The organism is Okeania sp. SIO1H4, from assembly GCF_010672695.1.
Classification (GTDB): Bacteria; Cyanobacteriota; Cyanobacteriia; order Cyanobacteriales; family Microcoleaceae; genus Okeania; species Okeania hirsuta.
The window spans coordinates 23,266-35,881 of the sequence record NZ_JAAHGB010000018.1 but is presented as its reverse complement, the minus strand read 5'-3'; the positions used below and the strand labels follow the sequence as shown (position 1 = coordinate 35,881).

Below are 12,616 nucleotides of genomic sequence, written 5' to 3'. Positions count from 1 at the left end.
TAATCTAGGAGGACCGAGTCAACCCACCCCTCGCCCCTCCCCCTCCGGTGGAGGGGAAGGACCTCCTCAGGAGGGAAGAGAATGCGCGAAACATTTGCTCTTGGATGAAGATGAAAATTTTTTTTATACCGAACCCGAGCGGATTTGATATCAGTTAAAATTAGGATTGAGGAAAAATTATAAATATCTTCGATCTTTAGCAGTAATTACAGTAATTAAATAATTGATAATCTGGATTACATAAATTGCTTTACTGGGAAGATTTTATGTTTTGCCGAAGGTCTATAGGAATATAATCATTATACTTATTCTGATTGTAGAAATAAACAGTCCGAATTGGATAAGGAATATTAATATCTACCCGATCAAAAACTTTCTTAATAGCAATAATTGCGTGAGTTTGAGTTCGGCGTACTTCTTTCTGTTCTGCCTTAGTCCAATACCGCACAATAAAGTCTATTGAACTATCATTAAAACTAACTAAATCTATCTCAGGATCGGGATCTTCTAAGACACCTTCAACCTTTTGAATAAGTTTGTATAATATCTCTGCTGCTTCTGATAAAGGAGTATTATAATCTACACCTACTCCTAGGTCAGTTCGTCGAATACCAAAAGCAGTTCTTACTTGTATAGCACTGGTAAATACATTAGCATTAGGTAAAATCACTCTTTCGCCATTGTAAGTCCGAATTTTCGTAGTCCTAATATCAATTTGTTCTACAGTACCTTCATACTTATCAACTATTATTTGGTCGCCGATACGAAATGGCTCTTGTAATAAGAGTAATATTCCTGCAAGAAAATTTTTAAATATGTCTTGAAATGCAAAACCAACTGCAACAGAACCAAGACCTAATGTCGCAATAATATCTCCTAGTTTTAAACCGGGAAAAGCAATAACACAAGCAATAATAACTCCTATTACCCAAACACCCACATGGGTAGTTTTTGTGATTAAAATTTGTAAGGATTTACTACGAGTTGCACGCTTTCCTACCCGTTGAGCAAGGTTCCGAAGTAATTTTGCTGCATAGCGAGTTAAAAAAATAATAATTAATGCTATTAGTATGGCTGGTATGACTTTTATAGTACTTTCAAGTACATCTTTTAATCCATTAATAATTATATTGATTATTTCATCCATATATAAGTAAAAATCCTGAACTTTAGTAACCTCTATTTAATTTCTTGAAGAAGGTTTAAGGTTAAATTGATAATAAGATTATAGGTGGTAATTTGGGCATAAATACCCGGATATTACCACCTAAAATATAATAACTATTTATCTTTTAGCAATAATCCAAACAGCATGAACAATTCCTGGGATATAACCCAGTAAAGTCAAAAGAATATTCAACCAAAATTGACCGCCAAAACCTACTTGCAGAAATACGCCAAGCGGTGGTAAAAAAATCGCACAAATTAAACGAATAATATCCATGTTAATCTCCTTAATAAAATGGTTCTGTGGTATATAATCTATCTCACTCTTTGTGAGGTATCTTGGTTCTCCTTCTTTTATGTCCTCTGTTCTCTGTTTTCAGTTCTCTAAAACCCAGAACTTTGTATCTCACTCAGAGATGAGAATTGCTATATTATCAACTTGTGAGGCAAGTTTGTCAACGCTTTATATGAAATACGAAAAATGATGCTAGTTATGAATTTCCCCATCTCCCTATCTCTCATCTTATCGCTAGCAAATATTAACCTATTTCATATTATTTACTATTGCCAAACAAAAACTTAGGCTTCATATTCTGGCAAATTGCTCTGAATATTTTCATCTCCCGATTCAATATCGTAGTTTCCATTCCATTCATGACAAGTACCATTTTCAGGAAAATGAGGAACTTGATACCCAGCCAAATAGTTATATGAAAGTTTAATAGAGGGCTTTATTTAATTTTAATAATTCAGGTAAAAAATATATTTATTATAGAATGTATCTTACTTCTGACACTGAAATAAGTCATCTATCTCAAGATATAGATCCTATACAGACCCAGCAAATCAAAAAAGTTGTTTTTATTGGATCTTAATTATTCATTCTATCCCAAATTAAAAATATCGTGAAAAAGAGACAGGAAATAGGGTAAACCAAGCCTATAAAAAATCTACCAATTTTTCTGCAATTATTCTCCTTTCAACCCTAACTTTCTGCTTGCTCAAGCCGAAAAAGCCAGACCCACTGGAGCGAAAAAAAGCCTAAAACCTTTATCTGTCGATTAAAAAAACTGACACTCCCGCCTGTTCCCCGTTCCCTAAAAGCGATAAGGTTTTTATACACAAATAAAATAGGACTGCTATATCTATCAAATGGTATAATCATAAAATACATCAAGATACTCCTTTCGATAGAAGAAAGTTTAAAAAATTATTATTAGTATATAAATGTAGATAAAAAAGTTCTGAGGTTAATATCCATGACTACCGAAGATAGAGTAAAAGCAACTGTTAAAAATATTGAAGGTAAAGCTCAAGAAATGCTTGGAGAAATTACTGGTAATCCAGAAGACAAAGCTGAAGGACAAGTTAAGCAAGATGAGGCTAGAGTAGAACACATTGTAGAAAATGCTAAAAAAGAAGAAGCTAAGAAAAAAATTGACTAGACTGACTAAATTTTCTCAATCATTTTAGTATAACTAATATTTGATCAGAATCCAAGGAAAATATATTGAATACTTTTCCTTGAATTAATAAACTCTTTTTCAAGATAGGATAAGTCAAGAATTAGTTGGGGTGAATTTTTAATAGCAAAGGATTGAATAAAAAAATCTTTTTATTCAAGCTATTAAACCACTCTGACATCTTTGACTAATGCAGATAGAAAGCATAACTATTAAAGGAAATTGATCGAGCTTAACTAACTAAACCAGCACGCAAAGCACGGACTGCTGCTTGAGTGCGATCGTTAGCACACAGCTTATTTAAAATACTACGAACATGGGTTTTGACAGTTCCGATAGTGATATAAAGCTTGTCAGCAATTTGAGCATTGCTACACCCAGAAACTATTAGTTGTAATACTTCTAATTCTCGTTCTGTTAGAGGATCTATCTGAATTATTCCATCTCCTCCTGGCGCACAGTCCATTTCATTTAGTTTTATTAGTGGTTGAGAAGTTGGATAGTTACTATCAGAAGTTTCCTGAGCTTGGTTAATTACTACACTGGCGATCGCCGGGTCGATCCAATTATTACCTTCATTAGTAACCTCAATAGCCTGAAGTAAATTACTAAAACTGACATCTTTGAGACTATATGAGTCTGCACCAGCACTAAAAGCAGCTATTACAGTATCTTCACTATCTTTTGTTGTTAAAACTAACACTTTTGTTTGTTTATATTCCCGATCACCATTTAATTGTTTCAACTTCTGAGTTAGTTCAACTCCATCCATATCAGGTAGATTAAGAGCAACTATTGCTACATCAGGCTGAGTTGTTTGCACAATATTTAAACCTTTTTGGCCAGAAGCGGCATCCCCAACTACTTTAATACCTTCAGACATTTGTAATGCAGCTACCAACCCAGCACGACTTGAGTCATGCTTTTCAATCAAAACAACTCTGATTATGTTCATCGTAATTCCCTTTTGCTTAAGTTAAACTTGTGGGATTGTTTGTAAATCAGTTTTGATTTATCTTATAGGGAAAATAAGAAAATGCTCTTCAGCTTTAACGTAAAGCCCCTATTTTTGTAAGCTTATCATCTAATTTTCTCAAAAACTGTAAATCTGTCTCTGGTAAATACCCCCCACTATCCTTTTCTAAAAAACTAAACCCTTGCCTAAACTCATACCCACTTGCCTGAATAGGTGCGTCAAAATGACAGGGAATAATCTGCCGAAAATTCCAACTTGCCACTTTCTCAACCCACTCCATCACCTGTTTGGGATCGCGATTCAAAATCAGGGTTTGCAATATAGGTGCTACTAACAACCGCCCATCCTGTCGTAATTGTGTAAAAGAACGCTGCCAGTCAGACTTCCATCGCCACGGTAAGAGACCAAAATATGCACGCTTCGAGCGATCGCCTGCTTTCCAAACATTCTTAAAAATTTCCCCAGTAGGAACTACCTCTAAAGCACCCACCTGAAAATATAATCCAAACAAACATATTTTTTGCCACCCTACACATCTATTTGTGGGAGTATCCTCTACCACATCAAACACATCATCTTTGGCATGAAACAATAACGGATAGGGATCTAAATTCAAAATATCGGGCGGTTCAGCAGGTACAGATAAAACAGTATCAACCGCCAGTAAAGTTTGGGATGGACTATGCCAGAATACTACTTCTGCAAAAGGTTTGAAACCAATATCAAGGGGTCCGAGAGTTGCGTAGTCAAATTCTGCTGCAAAAGGTGCATCTCCACTATTCACAGGGAGTAAGTAGGTGCGGTTTCTTGGTAAACCCAACCAACTCAGGGGTAAATTTAGAGGAAAACTCCATTGGTTGGGCGTAACAAAAACTTCCGCCGTGGGAAATTTTCTCGCAAAGGGTCCCACATATACTTTATGTTCTAAGCCAGAAATAGTTGGTAAAATAATGTAGCGAACTTCTCCATATTTTTCTACCAATTCATTGACAAGGCGCACACATTCCCGGGTTGGTGCTATTGGGGCGTAGACAAACAAGCCGCCTCCAATCATTCTTACCACTGTCATCCGAATTGGTACAGTGACATAGAAGATACCCTGAAGTTGGTCAAAAGTCCAGATTGTATCTTTGACAATCTCCTTTCGTAATGTTCGTCTTTGTCCATAAGGGTATAAGGGTAAAATAGGCCATAGAGGCCATGACCAATCCTGAGAGTGAGAAATATTCTGTTGTCTTTGTTTCCCTGAATGCACTTTTAATGCAGTTATTTACTACAGTTATTACTTTATAGTATTAAGAAGAAATAAGGAAGTGGGCTAGCCAAAATTAAATTTCGGAAATTAGAATTTGATGCAATTTCTTTACGTTGGTAGTTCTACTGTAAAAGTTGTCCAACCATTACTGCTAGTGACAAGTATATTGCCATTTAGCTGCTCTACCAATTTTTTTACTAGAGCTAAACCTAAACCTGTCCCCCCTTGTTTCCAAGGATCGGCATTAGGCACTCGATAAAATTTATTAAATATTTTAGGTAACTCAGATTCGGGAATTTCTGATGGGTTACTAATCATAAATTTGATTGTAGAAGGTACTTCTTTAAGGCTTTTTTTGCTACTTTTTTTCTGGTTAGATTCAACGGAAAACTTAATTTCGCCACCATTCTGGGTATACTTACAAGCATTATTCAGGAGTTCTGCTAAAATTCTGCTTAAACTATGATTATTAGATATAATTTTAGGTAGTTTTTTAGAACATTTAACTTTTAGAGTTTGTTCCCGTTCTCTAACTCTAGATTTAAAAGGATCGATCATAGTGGGAAGCCAACTTGCTAAATCTATTGTATCTATAGGGATAAATTCAGTGCCACCTTCTAAGCGCTGTAAATCTAACAAATCGGTAATTAACTTAATTTCTCTTTTACACTCTGTATCTAAAATATTTAAATATTCTTTACCGCGTTCTGATACAGGAAAGACTTTCAACATATGAATAGCCATTTTCATGTTCGATAGAGGTGTTCTTAACTCATGAGAAACAGTGCTTAAAAAATCATCTTTGAGAATATTAAGTTGCTGTAGTTCTCGCACTTTTTGTTGCAATTCTGCTGTGCGGTCTTGAACTTGTTTTTCTAAATCTGTGTTCAGAGTTTGTACTTGTTGATAAAGTTGGGCCTGTTGAATACCGATCGCTAACTGAGTTGCTAGCTGCTTCAAAAAATCAATTTCAGATTGTTGCCACTCTCGAATTCCCGAACCTTCCTGGGTACACATCAGTCCCCATAGTTGTCCATCTTGGGAAATTGGTACTATTAACCAAGCTTTTACCTGTTTTTCCTTCAACTCAGTAATTTTTTCTGTACTTGAATCTGTTTGAGTGATATCAGAAACTGCCTGAATAGTATTTTGATTCATGTTTAAATTTGACATTAAGCATTCGGATGAAATTGTTTCTCCCATCCAGGAGTTGCAGTTTTTTTCTACTGACTCAGCAACTATTTTAGCGACTTTTGCAGTTTCTACCTGAAATAACACTACTCGATCTGTTTTGAGGAATTGCTTAACTTCTGTCACTACAGCATTAATAATTTCATCTATATCTAGAGATTGATGAATCCGAAGAGCTATTTTTGCCAGGAGGCGATCGCGTTCTAACTGTGCTTGTATTTCCGCCGTTCGTGCCTGCACTTCTTTTTCTAATTGTGCATTTCTAGTGCGTAATAGTTCAAATTTTTCTGCTTGCAGTTGATTAACATCTTTTCGTAATTTTCTGACCAACCCAAACATTACTGTCGGGTCTAATACTTGCAGTAAACTAGTCTGATTAACTGTTCCCAGAAACTCTCCTTGTTTACCACATACTATCAATATTTCTACCTGTTCATGCAACATTTTTTTATGAGCATCCCAGAGAGAATCTGTTTGTTTCAAACAATTCAATGGCGTTTTCATTACCTTTTTTACAGGTGTTGTTGCCAAACTCATATTTATATAATAGCCTTGTGCAATATCATCTGTAGTGATTATGCCAACAGGTTTGTCAATTTCAGTCCTTTGTGTTTTATTTTTTTTATTCTGTGTTACGATTACACTATTTACTTGTTGATCAGACATCAATTTACTAACCTCCAACAATGATGCCGTTTCTGGAGTTGTGACTGTAAAAGAATCATTTTTTACTTCATTTACCCTTCTTGAGCTGAGAATATTAGAAGGTTGCAGTACTTGACGAATTCTTTCTGGTGTCACAACGCCAACTATTTGACCCATACTATCTAGCACTGGTAGATGACTAATTTTATGTTGGCGAAACAGAGATAAAGCAGTAAATAAATCTTGATCGTCTGATTCTTTTATAGTCACAAAATTAGATGATATGACTTCTTTTATCTTGACATTTTCTGATAAATTGCTTAGATTACCAACTTGACCAGTCGCAATTAGTTTAACAAGATCGCTGACAGTAAATATTCCTAATAGAAAAGAAGATTGTGCATTATATTTTTGATCTTTTTCAACATATTTTTGTTCTACAATTAAAACACTTGTAGCTTTTTCCTGTTTTGATAATGGTGATTCATGAATTCCATTTGTCAGTGTATTGACAGGTATTTCACAACTGCTTTGTAACAGACTCATTTGTTTTAGTACGTCTACCAGAGGAGTTTCGGGTGTTACAGTTAGTGGATAACGGTCAATTGCTTTTTGTAGAGGTGATGAATAGATACAAGATTGAGCAACCATAATCATATCTCCTTTATAAATAAATGCAAAATATTATTTAAGATTTTTCAGGCAAATCTAGAGTTTTTTATATTTAATAAGTAATTCTATTAGAACCGTAATTATTGCCTAAAAATTACAGTATAAATTTTAGCATCAAATCAAGTTTGGATCAATATTTGAAAGTGCTAAAATTAGGTTTAGTTTGAGTTTACTAAACTCGATCTACTTTGAAAAAAATCAGAGTGTTGTGAAACTGATTACTGTTAACAATAGTGGTGATTAATGTATGAAACTAAGTAAGGAAGCGATCGCGAGCACTACTGATATTAAGTTCGATTGGATACTTACTTGCATTTTATAGAAACAGACCCAAGGAGGTTATATAATAGAGTTGTCGCTAAATAGATATAAAAAATATCCACAACCTAGACAGGGTAATTATTTTGAGTCTTTTGATCTATAAATAACTACAAGCTTTACATAGGGGGGTTTCTACAATTTTTTAGTTTATCAAGCGACAAGTCTAATATATTTACATAAATATAATGCTCTACTTTTTGAAGTACAGACTTCTCAGGATTTTTGCTGACTAGCATGGCCTTCACTTTTGATATTTAAGAAATAAATTAGAATATAATTTGTCATTTCTAGAGTTTTTGTTTCAAAATATTAAGTAAAGATGAGTTGAGAGTATTACCTATGTTTCCATTCTTTGCTAAACCCTGCTGTGGCTGGGACTTTTTTCAACCAGAGTCTCGTAAAGTCCATCAGGAAAATAAACTGAAATTCCTCAAGTGGATGCGAGATGATCTAGAAACTAGATTAGCTGGACTTAATGCGGCCATTCAAACCATTGAACGCCAGATTAATCAAGATCAACCTTCTTAATGTTATAGAGTTGATCATCCACCGAGAAAGCCTTGGAGTGCATTACTCCTAACACTTTAACTACAGTTATTTTTTCTGGGGCGCATAATATTACGCCCCTTACTTTGAGAATATTGGAATTACCCAAGTAATATAATTTCTCACTGATTAAAGCTACAGAACTAATCTTTTAGTCCTTGACAATAAATTTAAAGGTGTTGGTGAATCAAACTATGAATTAAGATATTTGGACTAACTGTAATCAACATCAGAATTATGAATACCCCTTTCATTACTTGCTCCCGAACTTGCTCCCGAACAACCCGTAAACGAAATAATCTGTAGGGACTTTGTATTCAAAGTCCCTACCTATTCCCTATTCCCTAAGCACGAAAATCATAGCTAAATTCACCAACGCCAATTTAAATTGTCAGGCAACATTGGTATAATATAAATGATTTCTTCTTCTTTGTTACTGTTTTATCTTTTAATATCTACAGCTTTCCTCCAAGTCTAATCACAACCCCATTCTCAGTCACTCATTGACTACTGAATACTTCTTCAAAATTTCCTAGAGATTTTCTACACACCCATGCCGAGGATGACTATAGCAAAATATGATAGAAGCTATCAATCAAGTTACCCCTTTCCAGGCTTTGGCCCTTCAAGTCCAGGCGAAAGCAGTAAATCAGGCCAACGATCGGGAATCTGCGCGATCGCTGATTCAATCAACCATCAATCACCTAGCCAAACAAATAGCTGCTAGTAAAGCTTTTATTGGCCTAAACTGTAAATTAGTTTTACTGCCAGAATATTTTCTCACAGGTTTTCCGATGGCCGAGTCTTTGACAAGTTGGGCAAATAAAGCGTGTTTAGAAATGACTGACCCCATCTACGATCGCCTAGGAGAGATTGCTCAAAAAAATGATATTTTTCTAGGGGGCAATGCTTATGAAGTTGACCCCAACTTTCCCGAATTATATTTTCAAAGCTGCTTTCTCATTGACCCCAGTGGCAATATCGTATTGCGCTATCGCCGTCTTAACTCCATGTTTGCTCCTACTCCCCACGATGTATGGGATAAATATCTCGACTGTTATGGTTTAGAGGGAGTATTTCCCGTTGCTAAAACAGCGATCGGTAATTTTGCTGCCTTTGCCTCCGATGAAATTTTATTTCCAGAAGTGACCCGATGTTTGGCAATGCGTGGAGCAGAAATTTTACTGCATCCTACTTCAGAAGTTTATGGGCAAGCGCGATCGCCAAAAGAAGCAGCGAAAGTTTCTCGTGCTGTGGAAAATATGATGTATGTGATATCTGCTAATACTGCAGGTATTGCCAATACTCCCATTCCTGAAGCTTCCGTTGATGGGGGTTCTAAAATTATCGACTACCGAGGTTTAATATTAGCGGAAACGGGTGCAGGGGAAAGCATGGCCGCCTATGGTGAAATTGATATTATGGGTCTCCGCAACTATCGCTCTCAAGTGGGAATGAAAAATTTATTAGCAAGGCAACGATGGGATATTTATGCAGAAAGTTATCGTCAGTTTCATGCTTATCCTGCTAATACTATGGATGGTGGAGTAGTTGAGCGAAAACATTTTATTGAAACTCAACGTGCAACTATTGAAAAGTTGAGAAAAGAAGGTATTATATGAGGAACAAGGGAGTAGGGAGTAGGGAGTAGGGAGTAGGGAATATATTGAAACTTACCTTACTATTGAAGTAATTAAGATAGGTTTTTTCAACTAACTCCTACGACCTTCTTCACATCATATTATCGCTGAAAAAATGTAAGCATTCAGCTATTAGCGTTCAGCGCTTCAGATGCATGAAAGAAAGAATCAAGCAATAACCAAGGTTAGCTGAAAGGACTATTTCATTTCCTGCGGAATGCTGCGCAAACATCACTTTTCATTATCCTTGAATACTAATTACTTTTTCCAAGATAATTACTTAATAACTCATAGCTGATAGCTGACCGCTGAATGCTTACGAAAAAATATATAATATTATGTCCGGTTGAATAGTTATAAATAACGAGAGAGGAGTCAGGAGTCAGGAGTCAGGAGAAACGGGGAATTTAGAGGAGGTAGAAGTAAGAATTGTTCCTCAATTTTTCAGTCCTTGATTTGCCCAAAATGCGCTCCTTTTTGAACGTTTTAAACTAAAACAAGCGCATTTTCTTGGGATCTCAGAAGACACTTACCTTTATCTGTCAATGCTTTGATAGTTAATCAGCAAATCCTAATTATCCGGACATAATATACAGTGGTTTCCTTTGCTATGAGGTACAGTCCAATCTTCTTAGTTTTTGACTTCTGAATTCTGCCTTAAAATAAGGTGTACCTGATTACATTGGAAAGTGCTGTAAGTACCACCTACCACCTAAAACCTACTACCTACGACCTTCTTCAATAGCCATAATAATACAGATAAAATTTATAACCTCCAATACTCCAACAGGAAAAAATCGTGAAATAAATCAAATATTTTAAAAAGTTATCTGCTGGTACAAAACCGCATAAATTTAAAAACAAAGATTTCACAAATTGACCCTGTTGTTCTGACTTTTGTTTGTTAGTTTCACCTAATAGATAATTTTCCTGATTTGTCAATATACAAGTTTCTTGATTTAGTTGCCATTGAATCACCATTAGTGGTATCCAAACTAAATAAATCAATAACAATTTATTAGGTAATAGCCATCCAGTCAAGGTAAAAATCAAGACAGAAGTATGTAATATTTTGAGCAAAAAAACAATTAATTTTTTATCCAGAGATAATTCATTCATCAACTTTTAAACCACCAAGGGTTAATTATAGAATTTACTTTACTTAAAATCGATTTTTTCCGCATAAATCTTTTCATACCATCAACTCCCATTCGAGAAGCACCTAAACCGGAAAACTTAAAAGAATTTTTTTCTCCTTCATTGATAAATGCTGTTAAACCCGCATCATTAATACTAATACCTCCAGCATTTATCTGACTAGCAACTGCTAAAGCTTCAGCTTCAGAACCAGCAAAAACAGCAGCACTTAATCCATAAATTGTATCATTTGCTAATTTTACCGCCTCTTCAACAGTAGTAAAAGACATCACAGGTATTATTGGTCCAAAAGTTTCCTCAGTCATTATTTTCATACTATGATTTACATGATTTAAAACTGTGGGTAAACACCAGAAACCACCATCTAAATTTTCGACATTTCCTCCACAATGAATAACCGCACCTTTAGCCACAGCATCTTGTAAATGTTCTCTAATAATCTCAGCTTGTTTTGTGGAAATAATTGGTCCGATTTCTCCAGATTCAACATTGGGATAAGCTAATTTCAGACCTTTAGCTTTTTCGGTAAGTTTAGTAATAAATTCTATCAAAATTGATTCGGCCACATAAATACGTTCAATTGATAAACATGACTGCCCCGCATTAACAACTGAAGCCCATAAAAGTGCCGATGTTGCTAACTCTAAATCTGCTGAAGCTAACACTATTGCCGGGTCTTTACCTCCCAATTCTAAACAAGCTGGAATAAATCTTTTTGCTGCTGCTTCGGCAACTTTTTTACCTGTGGCAACACTACCAGTAAAACAAATAAAATCTACATATTCTATTAAAGCTGCGCCAGTTTCTCCAGCTCCTTCAATATAAGTAAAAACATCACACAACAAGGGAATATTAGCAATAGTGTCTAACAGAGGTTGGATAAATCTCGGAGTAATTTCACTTGGTTTAATTGCCACAGAACAACCAGCAATTAAAGCTGGAATTGCATCGATTAAAGAAAGTAATAAAGGAAAATTCCAGGGACTAATAATACCAACTAACTGATAAGGTGAAAATTGATTTTGTAGTTGAATAAATTGAATTGTTGTAGTTTTGGTTGACTCAGTTGATAAGAGTTGCGGTGCTAACTTACACCATCTATCTATACTATTAGTCACAGAGTCCATTTCTAGTCTTGATTCTATTAGTCTACCTGTATCATTTACTAATGCCTGTATTAGTTTTTCCCGATGAGAAAATATAGTTTCTTTCCATTGTTGTATTGCCTGAATACGTTGTTCTATTCCACACTTTTCCCACTCAATTTGAGCAGATCGTAAATTAAGACATTTAGTAGCAATTTGTTCTACAGTTGGTTGGGTAATGAAATAATCATTTATACCAGTGCGCGGGTTACGAATTTTCATTTGATTGACCATATTAAATCAGGGGGTTTGGGACATTTTAGTTGGGGATTATATCAAATTTGGTTGAATACTTATTATATAGTTGGGGGAGTAGGGGAGATTTACGGCAGATTTAAGGTAAATGAGGTACAAATTATGAATGGTAAAGTGTCAGATATATAAAAGGTGCATATTCCGCACCCTAAATCGTCAATTTAATCGACAAGGAACAGCAG

General features: G+C 35.3%; 11 protein-coding genes. 3 read left to right on the top strand and 8 right to left on the bottom strand.

Annotation, left to right across the window (positions count from 1 at the left end):
• Positions 1-250: 250 nt before the first annotated feature.
• The 3 genes from F6K06_RS15065 to F6K06_RS15055 form a co-directional block, all read right to left on the bottom strand.
• Positions 251-1,147, bottom strand: a complete 897-nt coding sequence (locus F6K06_RS15065) for a mechanosensitive ion channel family protein (protein ID WP_124145401.1) — start codon at positions 1,145-1,147, stop codon at positions 251-253.
• 138 nt (positions 1,148-1,285) lie between these two features.
• Positions 1,286-1,444, bottom strand: a complete 159-nt coding sequence (locus F6K06_RS15060; protein ID WP_124145400.1) for a YqaE/Pmp3 family membrane protein — start codon at positions 1,442-1,444, stop codon at positions 1,286-1,288.
• A gap of 302 nt (positions 1,445-1,746) precedes the next feature.
• Positions 1,747-1,869, bottom strand: a complete 123-nt coding sequence (locus F6K06_RS15055) for a hypothetical protein (protein WP_275670387.1) — start codon at positions 1,867-1,869, stop codon at positions 1,747-1,749.
• A gap of 557 nt (positions 1,870-2,426) precedes the next feature.
• On the opposite strand from F6K06_RS15055, the gene F6K06_RS15050 reads away from it, so the two are divergent.
• The gene (locus F6K06_RS15050) at positions 2,427-2,612 is read left to right on the top strand and encodes a CsbD family protein (RefSeq protein ID WP_287241905.1); all 186 of its coding nucleotides are present in this window, start codon (positions 2,427-2,429) and stop codon (positions 2,610-2,612) included.
• Positions 2,613-2,862: 250 nt separating this feature from the next.
• On the opposite strand, the gene F6K06_RS15045 is transcribed toward F6K06_RS15050, so the two are convergent.
• The 3 genes from F6K06_RS15045 to F6K06_RS15035 all read right to left on the bottom strand — a co-directional run bounded on the left by F6K06_RS15045 (position 2,863) and on the right by F6K06_RS15035 (position 7,348).
• Positions 2,863-3,585, bottom strand: a complete 723-nt coding sequence (locus tag F6K06_RS15045; protein WP_287241904.1) for a response regulator transcription factor — start codon at positions 3,583-3,585, stop codon at positions 2,863-2,865.
• A 94-nt stretch (positions 3,586-3,679) separates the two neighbouring features.
• On the bottom strand, positions 3,680-4,861 hold the full coding sequence (locus tag F6K06_RS15040; protein ID WP_124145394.1) for a DUF4336 domain-containing protein: 1,182 nt from the start codon (positions 4,859-4,861) through the stop codon (positions 3,680-3,682).
• Positions 4,862-4,969: 108 nt separating this feature from the next.
• Positions 4,970-7,348: a CBS domain-containing protein gene (locus F6K06_RS15035; protein ID WP_124154356.1), complete on the bottom strand. Its 2,379-nt coding sequence runs from the start codon at positions 7,346-7,348 to the stop codon at positions 4,970-4,972.
• A gap of 681 nt (positions 7,349-8,029) precedes the next feature.
• On the opposite strand from F6K06_RS15035, the gene F6K06_RS15030 reads away from it, so the two are divergent.
• Both F6K06_RS15030 and F6K06_RS15025 read left to right on the top strand, forming a co-directional pair.
• Positions 8,030-8,218 carry a hypothetical protein gene (locus F6K06_RS15030; protein WP_124145392.1) on the top strand — a complete coding sequence of 63 codons (189 nt, stop codon included), beginning with the start codon at positions 8,030-8,032 and terminating at the stop codon, positions 8,216-8,218.
• A 596-nt stretch (positions 8,219-8,814) separates the two neighbouring features.
• Positions 8,815-9,858: a nitrilase-related carbon-nitrogen hydrolase gene (locus tag F6K06_RS15025; protein ID WP_124154357.1), complete on the top strand. Its 1,044-nt coding sequence runs from the start codon at positions 8,815-8,817 to the stop codon at positions 9,856-9,858.
• A gap of 756 nt (positions 9,859-10,614) precedes the next feature.
• Here F6K06_RS15025 and F6K06_RS15020 read toward each other — a convergent pair.
• Together F6K06_RS15020 and F6K06_RS15015 are read right to left on the bottom strand one after the other, a co-directional pair.
• Positions 10,615-10,995: a hypothetical protein gene (locus tag F6K06_RS15020; protein WP_287241900.1), complete on the bottom strand. Its 381-nt coding sequence runs from the start codon at positions 10,993-10,995 to the stop codon at positions 10,615-10,617.
• Positions 10,995-12,413, bottom strand: coding sequence for an aldehyde dehydrogenase family protein (locus F6K06_RS15015; protein WP_287308840.1), 1,419 nt, complete (start codon positions 12,411-12,413; stop codon positions 10,995-10,997). Before F6K06_RS15015 ends, F6K06_RS15020 begins: the two co-directional genes overlap by 1 nt.
• Positions 12,414-12,616: the final 203 nt, after the last annotated feature.